The organism is Pseudomonas sp. NPDC087342 (assembly GCF_044744265.1).
Lineage (GTDB): Bacteria > Pseudomonadota > Gammaproteobacteria > Pseudomonadales > Pseudomonadaceae > Aquipseudomonas > Aquipseudomonas nunensis.
This window is the reverse complement of record NZ_JBIUXZ010000002.1, coordinates 266,874-290,281: the sequence shown is the minus strand read 5'-3', so window position 1 is coordinate 290,281 and position 23,408 is coordinate 266,874. Positions and strand designations below refer to the sequence as shown.

Genomic DNA, 23,408 nt, shown 5'->3' with positions numbered 1-23,408 from the left:
ACTTTAAATCGGTATATCCCGATATACCAATATGATTTTGGTCTGACGACCGAGTAAATCGGTATATCGGGTTATAACGATACGTTGGGTGTCGATACGAATGCGCAGTGCTAAGCTGCGCCCATGAATTATCTCGCACATCTGCACCTCGGTGGCCAGCGCCCCGGTCAATTGCTCGGCAGCCTGTATGGCGATTTCGTCAAGGGACGGCTGCAAGGGCAGTTTGACCCGGAGATCGAAGCCGCCATCCAGCTGCATCGCAGCATCGACGTATTTACCGACCGCCATCCGTTGGTGGACATCGCGTTGTCGCGGTTTTCCGTCACGCGTCGGCGTTATGCCGGAATCGTCCTCGACGTGTTTTTCGACCATTGCCTGGCGCGGGACTGGACGCTTTACGCGGATCAGCCGCTGGCGCTGTTCACTTCGGACGTTTACCGGGTGCTGTCCAGCGAGCCGCAACTGCCGGAACGCCTGGCGCAAATCGCGCCGCACATGGTGGCGAATGACTGGTTGGGTTCTTACGAAGATTTCGAAGTGCTGGCGCAGGTGCTGCGGGGGATTTCCCGGCGCTTGACCAAGCCTGAGGAACTGGCGGGGGCGATGCAGGAATTGCGGGTGTTGTATGAGCCGTTGAGTAATGACTTCAGAGTGTTCTATCCGCAGCTTCAGGATTTCGTAAAAAACCGCTGACCCCTGTAGGAGCGAGGCTTGCCCGCGAAGAACGATAACGCGGTACATCAGTTACACCGCGGCGTCCCCTTCGCGGGCAAGCCTCGCTCCTACAAAAAGCATTACGCGGCGATCAGTTCGCCGCTACGCCGTGGTTCTGCCGGTTTCGCCACTTCGCCAAACAACACCTTCTGCACCGCCTGCTGCGCTTCGAACGCCAGCGCCGCACGCTCGCGACCTTCGCACGCAATCGGCTTGAGCAAGTGAATTTCCACATCCCCCCGATCATTAGCGAACAAACGCATCAGGTGCGAGAGCAAATCGTCGTCGCCAATAAACGGTGCCAGCGAATCGATTTCCCCGTCGCGCAAATAACGAATCGCCACCGGTTGCAGCTTCACTTCGGAATCAATCGCCGCTGACAACAGACGACCATGGAAGGTACGCAACGAACGGCCATCGGTGGTGGTGCCTTCCGGGAACATCAGCAACGGATGTTGTTGCTCCAGGTGACGGGTCATCTGTTTGCGGATCAACTGACTGTCGCCCGAACCCCGGCGGATAAACAGGCTACCCGCTTTGGCTGCCAACCAGCCGGCCACCGGCCAGGTGCGCACTTCGGCCTTGGACAGGAACGACAGCGGCGTGACCATCCCCAGCAGCGGAATATCGGTCCAGGACACATGATTGCTGACCCAGAGCATCGGCGTCTTCGGCAACTCACCGTGAACCGTTACGCGAAAGGGCAGGGCGTTGCTCAGTCGCGCCATGAAAAACCGCGACCAGCGCTGACGACGAACCATCGAATGGGCAATCCCCGCGCGCTCGAACAAGCCGAACACACTGGCCATGGTCAATCCCAACGCGACCACAAAAAGCACTCGCGCAATTCGCGCGTATACCCGAAGACGGCTCATTACATGGCCGCCTTGAAGTGTTTGGCGTAACGCGGGCAGAGTTCGTCGCGCTTGAGCAGGATGAACACGTCGGCGACCTGGAAGTCTTCGTCCCAGCACGGCTCGCCGCAGATCTTCGCGCCGAGACGCATGTAGGCCTTGAGCAGTGGCGGCATTTCGGCGATCACGTTCGAAGGAATATCCAGGGTTGGCAGCGGTTTCTTCGGTTCGGCGCGCAGGTGTTCGGTGCACAGATAACGTTCGCGCAGACGCTGCATGATCGCGTGGGCCTGGATGCCGCCGTCCTGCATTGGAATGCTCGCGCAGCCCATCAAATAGCTGTAGCCGCCCTGGTTGAGGACTTCGGCCAGTTCACCCCAGAGCACGGCGATGGTGCCGCCGTTGCGGTAGGCCGGGTCGACGCAGGTGCGACCGATTTCCAGGATCGGGCCTTTCAGAGAAACCAGACCATGAAGGCTGAATTCTTCTTCGCTGTAGAACTTGCCCAGGCTGCTGGCGGCGGTGTGGTCGAGCAATCGGGTGGTCGCCACCAAACGGCCGGTGTTCAAGTCACGCACGCCGATGTGGGCGCAGTGAACATCATAGTCATCCATGTCCAGACCGCGTTCCGCGCCTTTCAGCTTGGCGTTGAATTCGCCGCTGAACACGTTGAAGCGCAAGGCCTGGGCTTCTTGCAATGCCTCGCTGCCGATCAGGCGTTCGGCTTGCAGGCGGCGTTCATTGCCGGTGTCGCTGATGCGGGCGATCTGAGTCATTGTGAATCTCCGTACGGGCCGGGCACCCGTCGTGGGTTGCAGCCGATCGACTTTCTTTATGCAGCCGTGTTGTGCAAAGTCAGGCTATGTAGCCCCGGTGTCATCGCCATGAAGCTTTGGTGATGCTTATATGACAGCCCACAAGGAGCCTCTTATGCCCTGGCAAACCCTGCTCAGTCGCAGCGAACGCCTACCCGCCAATGTTGACCTGGCCGAAGGCTTTGCGACCTTGTTGCATCAGTTGGGCACGGTCACGCCGTTCGAACTGGCGGTGGCCGGCGCACGCTTGATGGCGACGCCGGGGTTGGCGTTTCTGGTGGGTTATCAGGCGGCGTTGCGCGCGCTCTGGCCGAGCGCGCCGCAGAGCCTCGGCGCCTTGTGCGCGACCGAACAACGCAGCTTGCGCTCGGCCGACATGCAGACCCGTCTCAAGGACCTGCGCCTGAATGGACGCAAGGATTTCGTCACCGCTGGTGATGCGGCTGACTGGCTGCTGATCGCTGCCCGCAGCGAGGAACTCGGCGAGAAACCGCGACTGAGCCTGGCGGTGGTGTATCCCGGCGAGCCGGGCGTGCGCCTGGAAAAACTCCCGGCCATCGCGTTGATGCCGGACATCAGTCACGGTCGAGTGTTTCTCGATAACGCCTTCTGCGAGTTGCTGGCAGGGGATGGCTGGGATGCCTACGTCAAACCGTTCCGCACCCTGGAAGACATCTATGTGCTGAGCGCCATGACTGCGTGGTTGTATGGCGTCGGTCAGGACAGTGACTGGCCGCAAACCCTGCAACTGCGTTTGTTGGCGCTGTTGGCCGGGTGTGCGGAGGTCAGTCGCCAGGCCCCGGGTAGCGCGGCCGGGCATGTGGTGCTCGGTGGCTTGTTTGCGCAGTTTGAGGGGCTCAAGGCTGAGGTGGATCAGGCGTTGGCCGGTGGGCCGCCGTTGTGGGCGGCGATGTGGCAGCGCGATCAAGCGGTGATGGGGCTGGCGGCGGGGGCGCGGGGGAAGCGGTTGGCCAAGGCTTTAGCGGGATCTTTGTCCGGCTGATGGGCCTCTTCGCGGGCAAGCCTCGCTCCTACAGAGGATTGCGCTGAACCTGTAGGAGCGAGGCTTGCCCGCGAAGGCGCCATCATGGCCGACACAAACCCCAAAACTGTAACCAACCTCAACTAGTCTCAGCAGTTCCATCCCCCCGAGCCCTCACCATGTTCAAAGGCGTGCCCCTGCTTTTCATGCTCCTGCTCAGCCTGACGGCCCACGCCGAAAACTGGCCCGCCGAACAATGGTCACAAGGCCCCAAAATCACCGGCCCGACCCTCGAAGCTTTGGAAACCTACGCCTTCCCAACCCGCGATGACGCCACGCGAACCGGCATCCGCACCGACGCCTTGCTGGTGATCCGCGACGGCCAACTGATCTACGAACGCTACGCCGGCGCGACCACCGCCGACACCCCGCACCTGACGTGGTCCATCAGCAAAAGCCTGATGGCCGCAGTGCTTGGCGTGGCGTATGGCGAAGGCTTGTTCACGTTGCAGGACCCGGCGGTGAAGTTTTACCCGGCGCTGGAGAATCACCCGGCGATCACCCTGGCCGACCTGCTGCACTGGGCGTCCGGCCTGGACTGGCAGGAAGACTACGAATACGCGCCGCTGAAATCCTCGGTGGTGGCCATGCTCTACACCCGTGGGCATTCGAACATGGCGGCGTTCACCGCCGGGCATGATGAATATGCAGCGCCGGGCCAGGCGTTCCGCTATTCCAGCGGCGACAGCAACCTGCTGGCGGCGGCACTGAAAAATATCGTCGGCGCGAGTCGTTATCCGGATTATCCGTGGACCGCGTTGTTCGAACCCCTGGGGATTCGTCATGCGGTCTGGGAAACCGATGCCACCGGCACGTTTGTCGCTTCGTCCTACGCCTACCTCACCGCCCGGGATCTGGCGCGGGTCGGCTTGTTGATGGCTCGCGACGGTCGTTGGGGCGATCGGCAATTGCTGCCCAAGGACTGGGTCGCGTTCAATCGCGAACCGTTTGCCGGGTATCGTGCTCATCAGGACGAGGCGGTACCCGGCGGCCAGTGGTGGCTCAATCGTGCGGTAGACGGCGCGGCGCAACCCTGGCCCGATGCGCCCGCCGATACTTTTGCGGCGTTGGGGCATTGGGGGCAGGCGCTGTATGTAGTTCCGAGTGAAAACCTGGTGATCGTGCGTTATGGCGATGATCGAGACGGCAGCTACCGGCACAACGAATTGCTCAAGCTTGCACTGAAGGCGTTTGCCGGGAAGGTGCAGCCATGAGCCGTTTTATTCGTCGTCGGCCCTTTACCAGTGCCCTGTTATTGCTGCTGGTGGTGTTGCTCGGCTGGGTCTGGCAGGAGCGAGTCGCGTTGTGGGCGTTCCCGGACATCATCAGCGCCTACACCGCCAAGGAATATTGCTCGTGTCGTTACGTGATGAACAACGACGCTGAATACTGCCGTGGGTATGTGAAGCAGTGGCTGCCCTTCAGCGGGTTTACCGATGACGAAGCAAGCAAGCGCGTGACCGTCAGCGGCATGGGGCGCAGCAATAGCGCGCAGTGGATTGGCGAGCGCCAGGGCTGCCGCCTGCAACCCTGATGGCGATAATGCTTTTGTGGCGAGGGAGCTTGCTGTGGCGGGGGGGCTTGCCCCCGTTCGGCTGCGAAGCAGTCGCAAAACCTGTACACGCGATCTGTCTGGAAGAAATCATTGTCTGTTTTTGGGAGTGCTTCGCACTCCAACGGGGGCGAGCCCCCTCACCACAAAATGCAGGGTGTCAGCGACTGATGGTTTGCAACCCGTCTCCGCCCGGTTAAGGTTCGCTCAGGTTTATCTGCCCCCTGAGTAACTATGTTCAACCGCGTCCTCTGCAAAACCCTCGCCTTCCTGCTGCTGGCGGGCGCCACGCTGTCGGCCCACGCCGATTGGTACCTCGACGGCGAGTCTTCGCGGCTGTCGTTCATCAGCACCAAAAACACCAATATGGCCGAAGTGCAGCGCTTTCTGGTGCTGCACGGCAAGGTCGAGCCGACAGGCCTGGCGCGCGTGGAAGTTGAAATGGACTCGGTGAACAGCGGCATCCCGCTGCGTGACGAGCGGATGCGCAAGGACCTGTTCGAGATCCAGACTTTCCCCGAAGCGCTGATCACCGCACAGATCGACCTGCGTCCGATCAACGACCTGGCCCCTGGCGCGCAGCTGGAATTGCGTTTGCCGCTGACCGTCAGCCTTCACGGCAAACAACACGAATACACCGCCGAGCTGCTGGCGACCCGCCTCGATGACCGGCGCTTTCAAGTGGTGACGTTGGAGCCGCTGGTGATCAACGCTGAAGATTTTGACCTGGCCCCAGGGCTGGAAGGTTTGCGCAAGGTCGCCGGTTTGTCGGCCATCAGTCTGTCGGTGCCGGTGAGTGCGGTGCTGATTTTCACGGCCCGCTGACATGGCCGGTGCCGTATTTCCGTGGCGTGAAGGCAACCATTTCGAATTGCTGATCGACGGTCCGCAGTTCTTTCCGCGGATGTTGGTGGCGATTGCCCGCGCAGAAGAACAGGTCGAACTGGAGCTGTATCTGGTGGAAGCGGGGGCCTGCGCCGAGGCGATGGTCCAGGCGCTGGTGCAAGCCGCCGAACGTGGTGTGCGGGTGCGCTGCCTGTTCGATGACTATGGCAGCCTGGCGTTCACGCTGAATCTGCGTCAACGCTTGATGGCGGCGGGTGTGGAACTGCGTTTCTACAATCGCCTGAGCTGGCGGCGTTGGGTCGGCAACTTTTATCGCGATCACCGCAAGCTGCTGTTGGTGGACCAGAGCCTGGCGGTGGTCGGTGGCACCGGTGTCACCGATGAATTCTGGACGCCGGGCAAAGACACCAGCGACTGGCACGAAGTGATGGTGGAAATCAGCGGCCCGCTGGTGCTCGACTGGCAGTTGCTATTCGACCGCCAATGGATCGCCAACCGCCACCGTCGCGCCTGGAAACCCGCGTCGCACTTCGGCCTGCCACGTTTGCCCCGCGTACCGTCCATGGGCGAGGGCATGGGCCGGGTCGCTTATGCTGACGCCCGCCAGCACCGGGACATTCTGCAGTCGCTGTTCCGCGCGTTGAACAGCGGCCAGAAACGTATCTGGCTGGCGACGCCGTATTTCCTGCCGACCTGGAAAGTCCGCCGCTCGCTGCGCAAGGCTGCTGCGCGCGGCATCGACGTGCGCCTGCTACTGACCGGACCGCGTACCGATCACCCGTCGGTGCGCTACGCGGGGCATCGTTACTACCCGCGACTGCTCAAGGCCGGGGTGAAAATCTTCGAGTACCAGCCGTGTTTCCTGCACCTGAAAATGGTGCTGGTGGACGATTGGGTGAGCATCGGTTCGTGCAACTTCGACCACTGGAACCTGCGCTTCAACCTGGAAGCCAACCTTGAAGCGCTGGACCCCAAGCTGACGGCGGCAGTGGTGGCGAGTTTCGAGAAAGACTTTGCCCAGAGCCAGGAAGTCAGCCTGGAGGCCTGGCAACGCCGACCGCTGTGGCGACGGGTCAAGCAAAGGATTTGGGGATATGTGGATCGGCTGGTGGTCAACCTGCTGGATCGACGCGGCTAATCATCCACACCGCATCCCCCTGTAGGAGCGAAGCTTGCTCGCGAAGGCGGCATCCCATTAAACGAAGATGTTGAATGTGATGGCCTCTTCGCGAGCAAGCTTCGCTCCTACAGGGGGATTGGTGTCGGGCACAGAATTTGATAGCAACCCGAAACAACTGTGGGAGCGAGCCTGCTCGCGAAAGCGGCCTGACAGTCAACAAAGATGTTGAATGTGACGGCCTCTTCGCGAGCAAGCTTTGCTCCTACAGGGGGATTGGTGTCGAGCACAAGATTTGATGGCTACCCGAAACAACTGTGGGAGCGAGCCTGCTCGCGAAGGCTGCTGAACATTCAACACATCAGTTGAATGTCAGACCGCTTTCGCGAGCAAGCTCGCTCCCACAGGTTTTGTGGCGTTTGGATAATTACAGCAATTCGAAGCTCTGCTGCGTCACGTCCTGGGAATCCAGGCCGATCTGCACGTTGAACTTGCCCGGTTCGGCGCCGTACTTGAGCTGGGCGTTGTAGAACTTCAGGTCGTCCTCGGTAATGGTGAAATGCACGACTTTCTGTTCGCCGGCCTTGAGCATTACTTTCTGGAAGTTCTTCAGTTCCTTGACCGGGCGGATTATCGAGCCGGTCACGTCCTGGATGTACAACTGCACCACGGTTTCGCCGTCACGCTTGCCGGTGTTTTTCAGCATGACGCTGGCGTCGAGCTTGCCGGTCTTGTTCAGGGTGGTCGACGACAGCGCCATGTCGTCCACGCTGAACGTGGTGTAGCTCAAGCCAAAACCGAACGGAAACAGCGGCCCGGTGGTGTCATCGAAATACTGCGAGGTGTAGTTGCCCGGTTTGCCTGGTGTGAACGGCCGGCCAATGCTCAGGTGGTTGTAGTAGGTCGGAATCTGGCCCACCGAACGCGGGAAGGTGATCGGCAGTTTGCCCGACGGGTTGTAGTCGCCGAACAGCACGTCGGCGATGGCGTTGCCACCTTCGGTGCCGCTGAACCAGGTTTCCAGAATCGCGTCAGCCTGGTCTTTCTCTTCGAGAATCGACAGCGGACGGCCGTTCATCAACACCAATACCAGCGGTTTGCCGGTGGCTTTCAGGGCCTTGATCAGCTCGCGCTGGTTGGCCGGGATGTTCAGGTCGGTACGGCTCGACGATTCGTGGGACATGCCACGGGACTCGCCCACCGCTGCTACCACGACATCCGCGTCCTTGGCGGCTTTCACCGCTTCGTCGATCAGCACTTGGGCCGAGCGCGGATCATCCACCACTTCCGGGGCATCGAAGTTGAGGAAGTTGAGGTAATCGAGGACCTTCTTGTCGCTGGTGATGTTGGCACCCCGCGCATAGATCAGCGTCGCCTTGTCGGCCACGGCGGCGTTCATGCCGTCGAACAGGGTCACCGATTGCGCCGGCTTACCGGCGGCTGCCCAGCTACCCATCATGTCGATTGGCGCTTTGGCCAGCGGACCGACCAAGGCAATCTTCGCGGTCTTCTTCAGCGGCAGGGTGTCATTCTGGTTTTTCAGCAACACCAGGCTGCGGCGCGCAACGTCGCGGGCCTCAGGGCGGTGCATGCGGCTTTCGGCATACGTGTCGGCCGGGTCATCCTCGGCTTTGCCGATGCGCAGGTACGGGTCCTTGAACAGGCCCATGTCGTACTTGGCGGCCAGCACTTCACGCACGGCGTTATCGATATCTTTCTGCTCGATCTCGCCGGCCTTCAACAGCCCCGGCAGCTCTTTGCCGTAAAGGGTGTCGTTCATGCTCATGTCGATGCCGGCCTTGATCGCCAGCTTCGCTGCTTCACGACCATCCGCCGCGACGCCGTGCTTGATCAGCTCGAAAATCGCCCCGTGGTCACTGACCGCCAGGCCTTTGAAGCCCCATTCCTTGCGCAACAGGTCGTTCATCAGCCAGGTGTTGGCGGTGGCCGGTACGCCGTTGATCGAATTCAGTGCAACCATCACCCCGCCAGCGCCGGCATCAATCGCGGCACGGTACGGCGGCAGGTAGTCCTGGTACATCTTGACCGGGCTCATGTCGACCACGTTGTAGTCGCGACCGCCTTCGATCGCGCCGTACAAGGCGAAGTGCTTGACGCTGGCCATGATGCTGTCGGCCGCATTGGCGCCCTGGCCCTGGAAGGCCTTGACCATTACGCCGGCAATCCGCGAGACGAGATAGGTGTCTTCGCCAAAACCTTCAGACGTGCGACCCCAGCGCGGGTCGCGGGAGATATCGACCATCGGCGCGAAGGTGATATCGAGGCTGTCAGCCGCGGCTTCCTTGGCAGCGATGCGCCCGGAACGCCCGATAGCGTCCATGTCCCAGCTCGAGGCCAGGGCAATCGGGATCGGGAAAATGGTCCGGTGGCCGTGGATCACGTCATAGGCGAAGAACATCGGGATCTTCAACCGGCTGCGCATCGCCGCGTCCTGCATCGGACGGTTTTCCGGGCGAGTGATCGAGTTGAACGTGCCCCCGATGTTGCCGGCGGCGATTTCCTTGCGGATCAGCTCACGCGGCATTTCCGGGCCGATGCTGATCAGGCGCAACTGGCCGATCTTTTCATCGAGGGTCATTTGCTTCATCAGGTTGCTGATGAAGGCGTCCTTGTTCTCCAGGGGTGCGGGGGTCGTGGCGGCCAGTACGTTATGACTGGCCAGACTGACGAACAGGCCCAGCAAACACAGCTTCTTCATGAATAGTTTTCTCAAAGGCCTAAACGGCAGTGAATACGCGCCGGTCAGCCAAAATTTAGGGAGCGACTATTGTTGTTCGGGCGTTGTTCAGGAAAATGCAGCACACTTCTGAACTCTTTTTCGCGCAGGGCATCTTTTAGCCCATTGGCCCGATGCAATCCAGTGGTGGCGGCAGATTATGCCTCATCCGCCGGGTTTGAAGGCCGCAGGTTGTTTTTCAACGGAATGTGCACGGGAGCACCCACTACATGAATGTACGACTCAACTATCGCTCGAGCCTGCAAGTCGCAGCCCTGATGCTGCTGACCACACTGCTGGCTGGCTGCGGCATCAACAACATTCCGACCCTCGACGAACAGGCCAAGGCTGCCTGGGGCCAGGTGCAGAACCAGTACCAGCGCCGCGCCGACCTGATCCCCAACCTGGTGGAGACCGTCAAGGGCTACGCCAAGCACGAAGAAGACACCCTGACCGCGGTAATTGAAGCCCGGGCCAAGGCGACGTCGATCCAGGTCGATGCCAACACGCTGGATAACCCGGAAAAACTCAAACAGTTCCAGCAAGCCCAGGATCAACTGTCCGGTGCCCTGAGCCGCCTGATGGTGGTGTCCGAGCGCTACCCGGACCTCAAGGCCAACCAGAACTTCCTGGCGCTGCAATCGCAACTTGAAGGCACCGAAAATCGCATAGCCGTGGCCCGCCGCGACTTCATCCTCGCGGTGCAGAAGTACAACACCGAAATCCGCACCTTCCCCGGTCGCCTGTGGCACAGCGTGATGTACAGCGATTTGCCGATCCGCGAAACCTTCGAAGCCACCAGCCCGGACGCCGATAAAGCGCCACAAGTCAAATTCTGATGGGCGGCGTACAGCGCGTGCTGCGAGGCACGCTGCTGTCGCTGTGGCTGGTAACCAGTTGCGCCGTGATGGCGCAGCAACAGGCTCCAACACCCACGGACGGGTTAGCGTTGCGTCAAGCGCAGCCCGTTTCGCAGGTCGAGCCAGCACCGGCCACTGCAACGGCAGCCTCCCTGGAAAGTCTGTTTCCCAAGCTCACCGGACGAGTCGTCGACACTGCGGGACTCTTGACGCCTTCGGCGGTGGTTTACCTTCAGCAAATGCTTGAGCGGCTGGAACAGGCCACGACCGATCAAGTGGTGGTGGTCACGGTCCCGAGCTTGGGGGGCTACAGCATCGAGGAGTTCGGCGTGCAACTGGGCCGGCATTGGGGCATCGGGCAGAAGGACAAGAACAATGGTGTCCTGCTGCTGGTGGCGCGCGATGACCGTAAGGTGCGGATTGAAGTAGGGTACGGGCTTGAGGCGCAGATCAATGACATGTGGGCCGGCTTTATCATCAATGAATCGATCGTTCCCTATTTCAAGGATGATCTGTACTCCTCAGGGATCATTGCCGGGACTACCTCGATCGTAAGGATGCTGGGGTCAGCCAATTTGCCGAGGGTGGTCAATCGTTCCGTGGAAAGGAGCTGGATGGATTCGATTGACTGGATGTGGTGGGTAAAGCTTGTGTTCTTTGGTGTCTTCCTGGGGTTTCCCATCGTGGGGTTTCTCCGGTCTTGGCAAGAAGAGGAATACTTCCCGTCCGAGTCTGACAAATACGTGCCAGCCAAAGATGACAGCCCGCCGCGACGGGAACCGAAGGCTGATCAGGAGTCGAGTTGGAGTTGGAGCAGCAGCTCCAGCAGCTCTGACGATTCCAGCAGCAGTTCGAGTTCCGATTCGGACTCGGACCGTTTCTCGGGCGGCGGTGGCAGCTTTGGCGGTGGCGGGGCTTCCGGCAGTTGGTAGTGCGCCGGGTGAATCATTAAGGAAGAGGTGCTGATGGGAATCTTCAAATCCGGCCTGGTGCTGTTGCTCTGGGTCGTTGCGGTCATGGCCCAGGCCGAGTTGAAGTTCCCGCCGCTGACCGGGCGGGTGGTGGACAACGCGCAGATGATCGAGCCATCGGTGCGCGAGCAACTGAGCCAGCAACTCCAGGCCCACGAAACCGCGACCGGCGAGCAATTGGTGGTGGTGACGCTGCCGGATTTGCAGGGCACCGACATCGCCGATTTCGGTTACCAACTCGGGCGCGCCTGGGGTATCGGCCAGAAAGACAAGAACAACGGCGCGCTGCTGATCGTCGCTCGGGATGAGCGCAAGCTGCGGATCGAAGTCGGTTATGGCCTGGAAGATCGCCTGACCGATGCCCAGAGTTCGGTGATCATCAATCAGGTGATCACCCCGGCGTTCAAGACCGGCAATTTCAGCAAGGGCATCAGCGACGGGGTCGCGGCGATGCTGGTGGTGTTGGGCGGCAGTCCGCTGGACGAACCGTCGACTGTCTATGAGCCGCGAGGTGATGAGGACAGCGATTTCATTTCGCGGCATCCCGGCGTGTTCATCTTTCTGGTGATGTTGTTCATCCTGACTATTTTCATCTGCCAGATGCTCGGTATCCTGCCGACCGGCCGAGGCGGTTCCGGTGGTTCAAGCGGCGGTTTCGGCGGTGGAGGGTTTGGCGGCGGTGGAGGCGGTGGTGGCTTCAGCGGCGGCGGGGGCAGTTTCGGGGGCGGCGGTTCGTCGGGCGGCTGGTGATGACAATAACAATGAGCAGGCATTCCTAAACATGGCATTACTGACTGAACACGAACAACGCAAAGTCGCCGAGGCGATTGCCCGGGTCGAGCGCGATACCGATGCCGAACTGGTCACCGTGCTCGCGGCCCGCGCCGACGACTACGCGTACATTCCATTGCTGTGGGCCAGTTTGCTGGCGCTGGTGGTACCGGGTGTCGTGCACTACCTGACCGGTGTGCTGACCATGCACAGCCTGTTGCTGGTGCAGTGGGCCAGTTTTATCGTGCTGTGCCTGGTGTTCCGCATTCCCAAAGTCACCACCCATCTGGTCCCGCGCCGGGTTCGCCATTGGCGTGCGTCGAACCTGGCGCGGCGGCAGTTTCTGGAGCAGAACCTGCACCACACTGTCGGTAGCACGGGCATGCTGATTTTTGTCTGCGAGGCTGAGCGCTATGTGGAAATCCTGGTGGATGAAGGGATTTCCAAGCGCCTGGATAACAAGAGCTGGGAGGCGATCGTCGCGTCGTTCACCCAGCAGGTGAAGCAGGGGCAGACGTTGCAAGGGTTTGTGACCTGTATCGAGGCCTGCGGCGAGTTGCTCAAGGTGCATGTGCCGGTGACGCAGGTGAGGAACGAATTGCCGAATCGGTTGGTGGTGTTGGGCTGATTTCACCCCCCCGAATTGACACACATTATTGTGGCGAGGGGGCTTGCCCCCGTTGGAGTGCGAAGCGCTCCCATCATTCTTTCAGCCATACCGAGTCGGCAGGTCTACGACTGCTTCGCAGCCGAACGGGGGCAAGCCCCCTCGCCACAGGGATCTCACTTCGACTCCGGATTCGCACCGTTCGGGAAATTACCCGTGCCCTCGCACCCCATCCCCCCTAAAATACCCGCCATTCCCCGATTCGCACCGCCCGAGGCCGTTTTGCCCATGTCCGTTACCGCCACTCCCGCCAGCCTCGCGCCGGATCACCACGCCCAGTTCATCGACCTGCTGCAAACCAGCCTCGACGCCAACGCCTTCATCAAACTGGTGCTGGCCAAATACGTCGGCGCCGAAGTGGATTTGCAGCGGCTGATCATCAAGCAGCTCACGGTCAAGGATCAGCCTTGCCTGTCCTTCGTCTACCGCTACAAGACCCGTGACATCACCAAGAACTTCCCGCTGGCCGAAGGCGTGGCGACCATCGCCACGCTGTTGCCCGAGTCGTTCAAAAATGCGCATTTGCTATCCCTGACTGACGAAGCCCAGCTCGAATACAGCAAAAAGGGCAAGAGTTCGCTGTTCAAGAGCAAACCTCAGCAATTGCGCGAAGTGCCGTCCGCCGAGCATAACCGCGAGAAAAACCGTTTCCTCGACCTGAGCCGGCCGTTCCTCGCTGACCTGGGCGTGACTAACAGCAAGCACGAGCTGATCCCGGCGATGTCGCGCAAGTGGAAGCAGATCAACAAGTTCATCGAAGTCTTCAGCCATGCCCTGACCACCTCACCGCTGGCGCTGGACAAACCGGTGCGGGTGGCGGATTTCGGTTCGGGCAAGGGCTACCTGACGTTCGCGATCCACGACTACTTGCGCAACACCCTGAACGCTGAAGGCGAAGTCACTGGCGTCGAGCTGCGCGAAGAGATGGTCAACCTGTGCAACGCCGCTGCGGCGAAGCTGGAACATCCGGGGTTGGTGTTCAAGTGCGGCGACGTGCGCAGCGTGGCGCCGAGCGAGCTGGACGTGATGATCGCCCTGCATGCTTGCGACATCGCCACCGATTACGCGATTCACACCGGTATTCGTTCCGGCGCCTCGATCATCATGTGCTCGCCGTGCTGCCACAAACAGATCCGCCTGCAAATCCAGAGCCCGGCACTGCTCAAGCCGATGTTGCAATACGGTCTGCACCTGGGCCAGCAGGCGGAAATGGTCACCGACAGCCTGCGCGCGTTGTTCCTTGAGGCCTGCGGCTACGAGACCAAGGTGTTCGAGTTCATCTCACTGGACCACACCAACAAGAACAAAATGATCCTGGCAGTCAAACGCGCCGAACCGGTGGACCCGGCGCAGTTGTTGGTGAAGATTCAGGAATTGAAGGATTTCTATCAGATCACCGAGCATTGCCTGGAAACGTTGCTGCGGGCTGACGGCTACCTCTGATCGCCACACCCCTGTAGGAGCCAGGCTTGCCGGCGAAGGCGATTTCGAAATCGCCTTCGCCTGTAGGAGCAAAGCTTGCTCGCGAAGGCATCTTCAAAATCGCCTTCGCCGGCAAGCCTGGCTCCTACAGGTTTATGCTGTAGCCACCTGCGCAGGTTTGACCGCGGTGTTGCGGCCCAGCATCACCGTCACGATTACCCCGGCCGCAAACAGCCAGGTAATCGGCTCGATGTGTTCGCCGAAGAACAACGCCGAAAACGCAATCGTGAAGAAGATCTGCAGCAACTGAATCTGACTGACCCGCGCAATCCCGCCCATCGCCAACCCGGCGTACCAGGCAAAGAAACCGATGAACTGCGAAAACAGCGAGACGTAGCCAAACGCCCACCAGGTCTTGGCCGAAATCTCGCCCTGATGCTGCAACGCCAGGTACGTCACCGGGCCGATCAGCAGCGGCGTCGACAGCACCAGCGCCCAGCAGATCACCTGCCAGCCGCCCATCTCTTTCGCCAATCGGCCACCCTCGGCGTAACCCAGGCCACCCACGGCAATCGCCCCGAGCATCAGCAAATCACCGGCCTGAATGCTGCCGGCGCCGCTGATCAATGCATAACCGAGCACCAACGCACTGCCCAGCGCGGCGCAGGCCCAGAAGGCTTTCGACGGGCGTTCATGCGATAACCACGCGGCGTACAGCGCCACGCACAGCGGTTGCAAGCCGTTGACCAGCGCACCGTGGGACGCTGGCAACGTTTGCATCGCCCAGGCTGATAAAACCGGGAAACCGAGAATCACCCCGGCGATCACCAGCGTCAGGCCCTTGACCTGTTTCCAGGTCGGCCACTTCTCTCGTCGCCACAGCAACAACAACGCCGCCGGCACCGCCGCAAACAACGCACGGCCCAGGCCATTGAGCAGTGGATGGATTTCTTGCACGACGATGCGTGTGAAGGGCAGGGTGAGGCTGAAAATGACGACGCCAAGCAGGCCGAGGGCCATGCCGGTGTTTTCGCGCGAGGACATGAGGGTAACCAGGATTCAGGGATGATTGGACGTGGCTTCATCTAGCCATAAATCGCGGGGTTTGCTCTGTTACAGCTAGGCGCGGAGTTATCCGTACAGTTTGCCTCGGTCTCTGTGGCGAGGGGGCTTGCCCCCGTTCGGCTGCGCAGCAGTCGCAAACCCTGCTTGCACTGTATGGCTGGAAATAATGCAGGGGCCGCTTCGCAGCCCAACGGGGGCAAGCCCCCTCGCCACAAAAAAACCATGTTGGCCGTAGTAGCTGGTTATTACCCGACCCCGCGGATAAGGACTACCTTGAATACTCCTGCACGCCCACGTATTCCCAGAGGAGTCCTCCCCATGGCGGCCAAGAAAATTCTGATGCTGGTCGGCGATTACGTCGAAGACTACGAAGTGATGGTGCCATTCCAGGCGCTGCTGATGGTCGGGCACACCGTGCACGCCGTGTGCCCGGACAAGAGCGCCGGCCAGACCGTGCGCACCGCGATCCATGACTTCGAAGGCGACCAGACCTACAGCGAAAAACCCGGTCACCTGTTTGCCCTGAACTTCGACTTCGCCAAGGTAAAAGCCGCCGACTACGACGCGCTGCTGGTGCCCGGCGGTCGCGCGCCGGAGTACCTGCGACTGAACGAAAAAGTCCTGGAACTGGTACGAGATTTCGACAAGGCCGGCAAGCCGATCGCCGCCGTGTGCCACGGTGCGCAATTGCTCGCTGCGGCGGGGATTCTTGAAGGTCGCGAATGCAGTGCCTACCCGGCCTGCGCGCCGGAAGTTCGTCTGGCCGGTGGTACGTTCATCGATATCCCGGTGACGGAAGGCCACGTTCAAGGCAATCTGGCCACTGCTCCAGCCTGGCCGGCGCACCCGAACTGGCTCGCCGGTTTCCTCGGCTTGCTGGGCACCAAAATCACGCTGTAACGAGGGACGTTTCCATGTGCGAGCTCTACGTCAAAGCCGATCCGATCCTCTACGAATCGCGCTCCCGCTCGCTGCGCATCTGCGGGGTGGTCACCACCCTGCGGCTGGAAAATCAGTTCTGGGACATCCTCAGCGAAATCGCCGAAGTTGACGGCATGACCACCAACCAATTGATCGCCAAGCTGTATGAAGAGGTGATGGACTATCGCGGGGAAGTGGTGAATTTCGCTTCGTTCCTGCGGGTGAGTTGTATGCGGTATTTGAGTCAGCGGCGGGTGGTTGCGCCGGAGTTGTCGGTGGTGCGCACGGCTGCCAAATAGCTCGTTGACCTTGCGGGCCTCTTCGCGGGCAAGCCTCGCTCCTACAGGATTATGTGGTGTTTGAAAGTTTCACAGACACACAAAACCCTGTAGGAGCGAGGCTTGCCCGCGAAGGCGCCAGGCCAGGCGACATCTATTCTGGATCAGAAGAACCGCGTCACACTCACCTTGGCATTCCTCCCCTGGCTATACGCCCGATCCCCACTCAACGCCGGTCGATAATCCTCATTGAACAGGTTATCGACGGTCAGATTCACCTCCGTCCCTTTCAGATAAGCCTGCTGCGGTTTCCAATTCGCAAACAACCCCTGCACGTTGTAGCGATCGTTGGCGTACTGGTCGTAAAACACATCACCCACCGTATTTTTGCCCGAACCATAGTTGTCACTCGGCAAGCGGTCAGACTTGCGCACAAACTCACCCTGCCAACCGACCTGCGCATCCCAGCTCGGGATCTTCACGCCTAATACGGCGATCCATTTCGGCGGCGGCACGTCGCGCACCCAAACGTCCGGGCCCCAAGGATTGGTGTAGGCGCCTTCGTGTTTGCCGGTCATCCACGAGTAGGACAGCGAGCCGAACAGGTACGTCGAGTCGTAGAAACTTTCGACTTCGAAGCCCTTGATCGTCAGCCCGCCGATATTGCGGTAGTTGCTCATCGCGCCCGAGCCCTGGCAGTCCGTGGCGATGGTGCCGCCCTTGATCGCCTGGTTTTCGCAACCGACGCCGGTGGCCTTGAAGATCTCGTCGTCGATCTTGTTGCGGAACAGCGTGGTGCGGATTTGTACGTTGTCGTGGTCCTGGAACACGTTGGCAAAGTTGCTGATGTTACCGGCGCGCCAACCAGTGATGCGTTCCGGATCGAGGTCGACGCTGGTGGCGGTGCGGCTGCCGAGTCCCTGGACTTCGTACTGCTCGTCGATCACCGGCGCGCGCCAGGTTTTGCTGTAGTCGACGAAGAACCCGACGTCCGGCGTGACCCGCCAGAACGCCGACAGCCGTGGCGACCAACCGGTGTAGGTGCGGTCGCTGTAATCGTGGCCGATCGCCGGGTCCGGGTTGTTGTAATACGGCGCGTCGTTGGCCTCGCCACGGTTGCGCACATGGTCGTAGCGCACGGACGGCGTGAGGGTGAAATCCCCCAGCGTGATCGCGTCTTGCAGGTAAGCACTGTGGGTATCGACTTTGCCCTGGGGCATGAAGCTCGGCTGGAAATAGCCGTAGTTGTACTTCGGCACGTCGTAGGTTTTTCCCGGCATCCACATCTCGGTGTCGCGGCTGTGCTTGCGGATCTGGATGCCGCTGGTCACCGCGTGCGCCAGGACGCCGGTGTCGAACAGGCTGATGTTGCTCGCCTCGACAATCCGGTCCTTGTAGGCAGTGTCCATCTTGCGCCCGCCGGTGGCGGTCTGGAAAAACGCCGTGGCATCGCGCTCGTCGGTCTGGTCGGTGTTGGACTCCGAGTAGCTGAGCTTGAAGTCGATCAAGCGGTTGTCCAGCGGCTGGTACTGGTACTTGGTCGACCAGGTGGTGTCGATGGTTTCGCGATTGGCCAGAAAACGCCGCAAGGCATTTTCGTAACCGTACTGTTTGATATTCGACTGGGTCGGCGGCGTCGGGTAACTGGCGGACGAGAAGGGCGTCCAGCGCTCGCTTTGGGAGCGCGAATACGACAGGCCGACGCTGTGTTCATCATTGAGGTGCAGGTTGAATTTGAGCAACTGGCCGTCCAGATCCTGGGCGCTGTTGGGCAGGCGCTTGGGATTGATCGGGTAGCTGTGGTCCGGATCCGGCGGGGTGCCGGCGAGTTTCATGTCGTCGCCATCGCGCTTGGTCAGGTACACCAGCGCATCGGCGCGACCATCGTCGGTACGGCCAAACACCGCGCCGCTGTAAGTCTGTTGATGATCGTTGCTGGCGTAGCCGTACTTGATCATCGCGCCGCTGTTGCGGCCCTCTTGCAACAGGTCCGGGGCGTCCTTGGTTTCCATGTGCACGGTGCCGCCGAAACCGCCGTTGCCGGTGAGCATCGAGTGCGGGCCTTTCTCCACTTCGATGCGTTTAATCAGCTCCGGCTCGATGAAAATCGTGCCTTGCTGGTAGCGCTCGAAGCCACTTTTGGTCGCGCCGTCCACGGTCAGCGGCACGTCCTCTGCATCGCCCAGGCCCCAGATATTAATGGTCTGGCCGCCAGGTTTCATCGAGCCGCCCATGCTCACGCCGGGCAGGGTCGCCAGCAGGCTGGGGATGTTGCTTGGCTGGTGGCGGTCGATGTCGGCCTGGGTCAGGGTCGAACGGCCGACGGTGCTGGAATCGACTTCGGTGCCGCTGCCGATCACGCTCAAGGCGTCGAGTTGAATCCCGTCGCTGCTGCTGGTCACCGGTTCTTCGGGGCGCACAACGTAGGTCTGATTGATCTTGATCAGGCCGAATTGGCTGTTGCCGAGCAACTGCCGGATCGCCGCTTCGGCGCTGTAATCGCCATCAATGGCCGGGGCCTTGAGGTTGCGCAATTGCGCTTCGTCGAACAGTAACTGGATGTTCGCCTGCCGGGCAATCTGGCTCAACGACGTGGCCAGCGACTGCGCCGGCAGGTGCAGATTGATCGATTCGGCGTGGGCTTGCAGGCTCAGCGACAGGCAGGCGGCGAGCAGGGTCGGGCGAAGGCAGACGAGCGGATAGGACGAAGACACGCGAAACATTGAATCCCCCAGGGCGGCGAAAAGGCCAAAAAGGTCTGCGTACACAACGCAGACCGGAGGAAGACGCGGCAGGCAAAAAAAACCTCACATGCGAATGAAAAATATTCTCATGTGTGGTTTTTCAGCGCGCTTCGATCCGTATCTGACCGTTGGCCAGGGCGACGGTTTTCACCGGGAGTAGCGCCGGGAGCGCGTTAAGCAAGGCATCGGGATCATTCACATCGAGGTTGCCGGAGACTTTGAAACGTCCGAGTTTTCCCTCGGCCAACAACACCGGACGCGCACGATAAAGATTCAACTCGTCGATCAGGCTGGCCAGTTCGCGATTGCGAAACGACAGGTGTCCGCTGCGCCAGTCCGCGACTTGCCCGTCAGTCAGGGATTGTTGTTGCAGTGTGCCGCTGGCAAGGTCAAGCGAGGCCTGTTGCTGCGCACCGAGCAGGGTTTGCGTCTTGCTGTCCGGCGCAAACGCGACCTGGCCATGGGCGACGCTTACCACCACTTGCTTGTCGGTGCGCCGCACATCAAAACCGGTGCCGACCACCCGCACCGTCGATTCGCCGGTGTGCACCCACAGTGGGCGCTCTTTGTCGGGCGCCACATCGAGGTAGATCTGGCCTTGATCCAGATAAATCTGCCGCTGCTGGCCGTCGAACGCGATGCGCAGCCGGGTGTTGGCGTTGACCGACAAGGTGCTGCCGTCGGGCAGATTGAAGGTGCGCGCGCCTTTGGCCTGGGCCGCAATCTGTTCTTGATAGACGCCATGGGGCGTGCCGAGGCTGAACGCCAGCACCGCACACACCAGTGCCGCCGCAACAGCCAGGGCCGGGCGCCAGGCATTCGGTTTGCGCTGCACAATCAGCGGCACCGGTTTGTTCTGTTGCTGGAGTTCAGCGAGGTCGGCCCACAATTCTTCGAACGCCCGGTAGGCCTTGGCGTGTTCAGGCTCGTTCATCCACAGCTCGAAGGCCTGGCGATCGGCGTTGCCGTCTTCCTGGCGATTGCGCACAAACCAGCTCGCGGCCTGGGCATCGATGCCGTCATCCGGCAGATCGCTGTCGATCTCGTGTCGGGGATTCATTCTGGCTGCTCCGTGCCGTTCTTGTGGTCCAGGCGTTGCTTGCAATGCAACAGGGCGAAGGCGATGTGCTTTTCCACCATGCTCAAGGAAATGCCCATGCGCTCGGCAATCTGTGCCTGACTCAGGCCTTCAAAGCGGTGCAGCATAAGGGCTTCTCGACGGCGCGGCGAGAGTTCGGCGAGAACACCTTTAAGTTGCTCCAGACGTTGCAGGCGTTGCGCGCCGGCCAACGGGTCATGCTGGTCGTCGGAAACGGGTTCCGGGTCTGCCTCGTGATGGGGCTGCACGATGTGTCGCACCTTCTGCCGACGCCAGTGATCGCGCAGCAGGTTACGTGCCATCTGGAACAGAAATGCCCGTGGTTGTTCGACCTTGGCGCGGTCGCCGTAGTCGAGCCATTGGGTGAACACGTCCTGGGTCATGTCCGCCGCGTCGCTGGGGTTATCCGTGCGTTTGCGCAGGTAATGCAGGATGTCCCCGTAGAACCGGCGAAAGGAGTCAGCCGACAACGGGTCGGGCGTGAGGCGAGGCATGGATATCCTTCTTGACGAAGCGCGGTGCAGAAAGTCGCGGATGATATCGAGAATTATTGCTATTTGTCTTCTGGCACGTGAGGACTCATCTCAAGAAGTGGCTAAACCGTGTGGAGGGTCTTTACTGTCAGGCAACTTTGACTGGATCAATCGACAGGAGAAGCACCATGTCTGGATGGTATGAACTGAGCAAAACCAGCATCGGGCAGTTTCGCTTTGTGCTGAAAGCGGCGAATGCCGAAATCATTCTGAACAGCGAGCACTACACCACCCGCGCCGCTGCCGAGGGCGGGATTGCCGCCGTGCAGAAAAACAGCCCGCTGGATGAACGCTACGAGAAAAAGACCACCAAGGATGGTCATCCTTACTTCAACCTCAAGGCGGGTAATCACGAGGTGATTGGCAGCAGCGAGGCATATTCCTCGGACGCTGCGCGGGAGAAGGGCATCGCCAGCGTCAAGGCGAACGGGCCGACCACGGTGATCAAGGACAAGACGTTGCCGGTGCTTTGAACCCCAACACAAATCCCCTGTGGGAGCGAGCCTGCTCGCGAAGGCTGCTTAACATTCGACAAATATGTTGAATGTCAGATTGCTTTCGCGAGCAGGCTCGCTCCCACATTGGTTCTATGTATGTGTTGAAATCAGCGCAGTGCTTTCAGCAATCCTTGAAGCTGCCCGAAACCCGCCTCGCTCAGCGGAAACACCGGCAACCGTGGATCACCCACTTCCAGCCCGGTCATGCGCAACCCGGCCTTGATCGTCGCCGGCAAACCGCCCTTGAGGATGAAGTCCAGCAGCGGCAACTGGCGATAGAACAACTCACGCGCCTTGCCCATATCATTGGCCAGCACCGCTGCATACAAATCCAGATTGAGCTGCGGGATCAGGTTCGGCGCCGCCGTGCACCAGCCTTTCGCCCCGGCGGCAAACGCTTCCAGCGCGAGTGGATTGCAGCCGTTGTAGAACGGCACCTGACCTTCGCCGAGCAGTTGCAGCTTGTGCATGCGCTGGATGTCGCCGGTGCTTTCCTTGACCATCGTGACGTTTTCCACGGCGTTGAAAATCCGCAGGATCAACTCCACCGACATGTCCGTGCCGCTGGTGGCCGGATTGTTGTAGAGCATGATCGGCACGCCGATGCTCTCGCCGATGGCGCGGTAGTGGGCGAGGATTTCCGCTTCGCTGAGTTTCCAGTAGGACGCCGGCAGCACCATCACCACATCGGCGCCATGGGCCTCGGCGAAACGCGCGCGGCGCACCGCTTTGGCGGTGGTCAGGTCGGACACGCTGACGATGGTCGGCACGCGTTTCGCCACATGCTGGATACTGAATTCGCTGACCTGATCCCACTCCGCGTCGCTCAGGTAAGCGCCTTCGCCAGTGCTGCCCAGCGGCGCGATGGCGTGGACGCCGCTGTCGATCAGGCGGTCGATGGAACGCCCGAGCGCCTGCAGATCGACACCTTCGCCATTGGCGGTAAACGGGGTGATGGTGTAGCCGATGATGCCGTGAATGTTTGGGGTCGACATGGGATCGCTCCTTTTGAAAATGAATGAGATCAGTTCAGGCAATCGGCGTGTTGGCGCAGGTTCTGCCGAGCGTAATAGTTGAACGCGGCGGCGTGGCGCTTGGGCTTGGAAATCCAGTCATGGGCTTCGCGACCCAGCTCCGGCAAGATCGGTTTGATCGTCCCGGCGCTCATGGCCAGCAGCTGCAACTTCGCCGCGCGTTCGATCAGTTGCGCAATCACACAGGCTTCTTCGATGCTCGCGCCGGTGGACAACTGGCCGTGGTGGGAAAGCAGGATCGCGCGTTTGTCGCCGAGCGCGCCGGCAATGATGTCGCCTTCTTCATTGCCCACCGGCACTCCGGGCCAGGCTTCGAGAAACGCGCAATCTTCATAGAGCGGGCACAGGTCCATGTGCGAAACCTGCAACGGCACTTCAAGCATCGACAACGCGGCCACATGGGTCGGGTGCGTATGAATGATGCAGTTCACATCCGGCCGGGCGCGGTACACCCAACTGTGGAAACGGTTGGCCGGGTTCGGCATGCCGTGGCCTTCGAGCACTTCCAGGTCTTCGTTGACCAGCAACAGATTGCCGGCGGTGATTTCATCGAAACCCAGGCCCAATTGCTGAGTGTAATAGGTGCCAGGTTGCGGGCCGCGAGCGGTAATCTGCCCGGCCAGGCCGGAGTCGTGACCATTCTCGAACAGGATGCGGCAGGTCAGGGCCAGCTTTTGCCGGTCGGTCCACGTATTATCCGCCAGGGTGTTTTGCATCTGGATCAGCGCTTGCTTGACCAGTTGGTCTTTGGGGAGTGCTAAGGTCTTGGCCATATCGGTGTCCTTTGGCTGGTTCAACGGACGTCGGGTTTGCGTTTTACCCGTTGCTTGCAAGGTCGTGGGTGAATGCAAATGACACTAAAGAGGCTA

General features: G+C 60.5%; 23 protein-coding genes. 14 read left to right on the top strand and 9 right to left on the bottom strand.

What is annotated here, in order from left to right; genetic code table 11:
• Positions 1–123: 123 nt before the first annotated feature.
• Positions 124–693, top strand: a complete 570-nt coding sequence (locus ACIOYV_RS09250) for an ACP phosphodiesterase (protein WP_290029877.1) — start codon at positions 124–126, stop codon at positions 691–693.
• 101 nt (positions 694–794) lie between these two features.
• Here the strand turns inward: ACIOYV_RS09250 and ACIOYV_RS09245 are convergent, their stop codons facing one another.
• Both ACIOYV_RS09245 and olsB read right to left on the bottom strand, forming a co-directional pair.
• The gene (locus ACIOYV_RS09245; RefSeq protein ID WP_401323075.1) at positions 795–1,589 is read right to left on the bottom strand and encodes a lysophospholipid acyltransferase family protein; all 795 of its coding nucleotides are present in this window, start codon (positions 1,587–1,589) and stop codon (positions 795–797) included.
• Positions 1,589–2,344: an L-ornithine N(alpha)-acyltransferase gene (gene olsB / locus ACIOYV_RS09240; RefSeq protein WP_054046852.1), complete on the bottom strand. Its 756-nt coding sequence runs from the start codon at positions 2,342–2,344 to the stop codon at positions 1,589–1,591. The genes ACIOYV_RS09245 and olsB overlap by 1 nt, the downstream gene beginning before the upstream one ends.
• 154 nt (positions 2,345–2,498) lie before the next feature.
• Between olsB and ACIOYV_RS09235 the strand changes: the two genes are divergently transcribed.
• The 5 genes from ACIOYV_RS09235 to ACIOYV_RS09215 all read left to right on the top strand — a co-directional run bounded on the left by ACIOYV_RS09235 (position 2,499) and on the right by ACIOYV_RS09215 (position 6,961).
• Complete coding sequence (locus ACIOYV_RS09235) at positions 2,499–3,386, top strand: acyl-CoA dehydrogenase (protein WP_401323072.1); 888 nt, start codon at positions 2,499–2,501, stop codon at positions 3,384–3,386.
• A gap of 158 nt (positions 3,387–3,544) precedes the next feature.
• On the top strand, positions 3,545–4,639 hold the full coding sequence (locus tag ACIOYV_RS09230; RefSeq protein WP_401323070.1) for a serine hydrolase domain-containing protein: 1,095 nt from the start codon (positions 3,545–3,547) through the stop codon (positions 4,637–4,639).
• Positions 4,636–4,959 (top strand): amidase, encoded by a 324-nt coding sequence (locus tag ACIOYV_RS09225; RefSeq protein ID WP_401323067.1) that lies wholly within the window; start codon positions 4,636–4,638, stop codon positions 4,957–4,959. The genes ACIOYV_RS09230 and ACIOYV_RS09225 overlap by 4 nt, the downstream gene beginning before the upstream one ends.
• 252 nt (positions 4,960–5,211) lie before the next feature.
• On the top strand, positions 5,212–5,802 hold the full coding sequence (locus ACIOYV_RS09220) for a YceI family protein (RefSeq protein WP_401323064.1): 591 nt from the start codon (positions 5,212–5,214) through the stop codon (positions 5,800–5,802).
• A gap of 1 nt (position 5,803) precedes the next feature.
• On the top strand, positions 5,804–6,961 hold the full coding sequence (locus tag ACIOYV_RS09215) for a phosphatidylserine/phosphatidylglycerophosphate/cardiolipin synthase family protein (protein WP_401323062.1): 1,158 nt from the start codon (positions 5,804–5,806) through the stop codon (positions 6,959–6,961).
• Between the two features lie 406 nt (positions 6,962–7,367).
• Here ACIOYV_RS09215 and bglX read toward each other — a convergent pair whose 3' ends face one another.
• A complete protein-coding gene (gene bglX / locus ACIOYV_RS09210) occupies positions 7,368–9,659 on the bottom strand; it encodes a beta-glucosidase BglX (RefSeq protein WP_401323060.1) in 2,292 nt (763 codons plus the stop codon).
• A gap of 248 nt (positions 9,660–9,907) precedes the next feature.
• On the opposite strand from bglX, the gene ACIOYV_RS09205 reads away from it, so the two are divergent.
• From ACIOYV_RS09205 to ACIOYV_RS09185, 5 genes are all read left to right on the top strand, one after another.
• Positions 9,908–10,516 carry a LemA family protein gene (locus ACIOYV_RS09205; RefSeq protein ID WP_401323058.1) on the top strand — a complete coding sequence of 203 codons (609 nt, stop codon included), beginning with the start codon at positions 9,908–9,910 and terminating at the stop codon, positions 10,514–10,516.
• Positions 10,516–11,469 carry a TPM domain-containing protein gene (locus ACIOYV_RS09200; protein ID WP_401323055.1) on the top strand — a complete coding sequence of 318 codons (954 nt, stop codon included), beginning with the start codon at positions 10,516–10,518 and terminating at the stop codon, positions 11,467–11,469. Before ACIOYV_RS09205 ends, ACIOYV_RS09200 begins: the two co-directional genes overlap by 1 nt.
• 33 nt (positions 11,470–11,502) lie before the next feature.
• Complete coding sequence (locus tag ACIOYV_RS09195; protein ID WP_401323053.1) at positions 11,503–12,258, top strand: TPM domain-containing protein; 756 nt, start codon at positions 11,503–11,505, stop codon at positions 12,256–12,258.
• Positions 12,259–12,289: 31 nt separating this feature from the next.
• Positions 12,290–12,907 (top strand): TPM domain-containing protein, encoded by a 618-nt coding sequence (locus ACIOYV_RS09190; protein ID WP_401323050.1) that lies wholly within the window; start codon positions 12,290–12,292, stop codon positions 12,905–12,907.
• Between the two features lie 267 nt (positions 12,908–13,174).
• Entirely contained in the window at positions 13,175–14,389 is a 1,215-nt protein-coding gene (locus ACIOYV_RS09185; protein WP_401323049.1) for a class I SAM-dependent methyltransferase, read from the top strand.
• 132 nt (positions 14,390–14,521) lie between these two features.
• Here ACIOYV_RS09185 and ACIOYV_RS09180 read toward each other — a convergent pair whose 3' ends face one another.
• The gene (locus ACIOYV_RS09180; protein WP_401323047.1) at positions 14,522–15,412 is read right to left on the bottom strand and encodes a DMT family transporter; all 891 of its coding nucleotides are present in this window, start codon (positions 15,410–15,412) and stop codon (positions 14,522–14,524) included.
• A 339-nt stretch (positions 15,413–15,751) separates the two neighbouring features.
• On the opposite strand from ACIOYV_RS09180, the gene ACIOYV_RS09175 reads away from it, so the two are divergent.
• Positions 15,752–16,333, top strand: a complete 582-nt coding sequence (locus tag ACIOYV_RS09175) for a DJ-1/PfpI family protein (RefSeq protein WP_401323045.1) — start codon at positions 15,752–15,754, stop codon at positions 16,331–16,333.
• 14 nt (positions 16,334–16,347) lie between these two features.
• Positions 16,348–16,653, top strand: a complete 306-nt coding sequence (locus ACIOYV_RS09170) for a ribbon-helix-helix domain-containing protein (RefSeq protein ID WP_290027526.1) — start codon at positions 16,348–16,350, stop codon at positions 16,651–16,653.
• Positions 16,654–16,796: 143 nt separating this feature from the next.
• On the opposite strand, the gene ACIOYV_RS09165 is transcribed toward ACIOYV_RS09170, so the two are convergent.
• The 3 genes from ACIOYV_RS09165 to ACIOYV_RS09155 all read right to left on the bottom strand — a co-directional run bounded on the left by ACIOYV_RS09165 (position 16,797) and on the right by ACIOYV_RS09155 (position 20,969).
• Positions 16,797–19,355: a TonB-dependent hemoglobin/transferrin/lactoferrin family receptor gene (locus ACIOYV_RS09165; protein ID WP_401323041.1), complete on the bottom strand. Its 2,559-nt coding sequence runs from the start codon at positions 19,353–19,355 to the stop codon at positions 16,797–16,799.
• A 121-nt stretch (positions 19,356–19,476) separates the two neighbouring features.
• On the bottom strand, positions 19,477–20,436 hold the full coding sequence (locus tag ACIOYV_RS09160) for a FecR family protein (protein WP_401323038.1): 960 nt from the start codon (positions 20,434–20,436) through the stop codon (positions 19,477–19,479).
• Positions 20,433–20,969 (bottom strand): RNA polymerase sigma factor, encoded by a 537-nt coding sequence (locus ACIOYV_RS09155; protein ID WP_054046817.1) that lies wholly within the window; start codon positions 20,967–20,969, stop codon positions 20,433–20,435. Before ACIOYV_RS09155 ends, ACIOYV_RS09160 begins: the two co-directional genes overlap by 4 nt.
• Positions 20,970–21,136: 167 nt before the next feature.
• Between ACIOYV_RS09155 and ACIOYV_RS09150 the strand changes: the two genes are divergently transcribed.
• Positions 21,137–21,481, top strand: a complete 345-nt coding sequence (locus ACIOYV_RS09150) for a YegP family protein (protein WP_265043781.1) — start codon at positions 21,137–21,139, stop codon at positions 21,479–21,481.
• Positions 21,482–21,612: 131 nt separating this feature from the next.
• On the opposite strand, the gene ACIOYV_RS09145 is transcribed toward ACIOYV_RS09150, so the two are convergent.
• Entirely contained in the window at positions 21,613–22,500 is an 888-nt protein-coding gene (locus ACIOYV_RS09145) for a dihydrodipicolinate synthase family protein (RefSeq protein ID WP_401323035.1), read from the bottom strand.
• A 29-nt stretch (positions 22,501–22,529) separates the two neighbouring features.
• Positions 22,530–23,312, bottom strand: a complete 783-nt coding sequence (locus tag ACIOYV_RS09140) for an aldolase (RefSeq protein ID WP_163908893.1) — start codon at positions 23,310–23,312, stop codon at positions 22,530–22,532.
• Positions 23,313–23,408 lie beyond the last annotated feature (96 nt).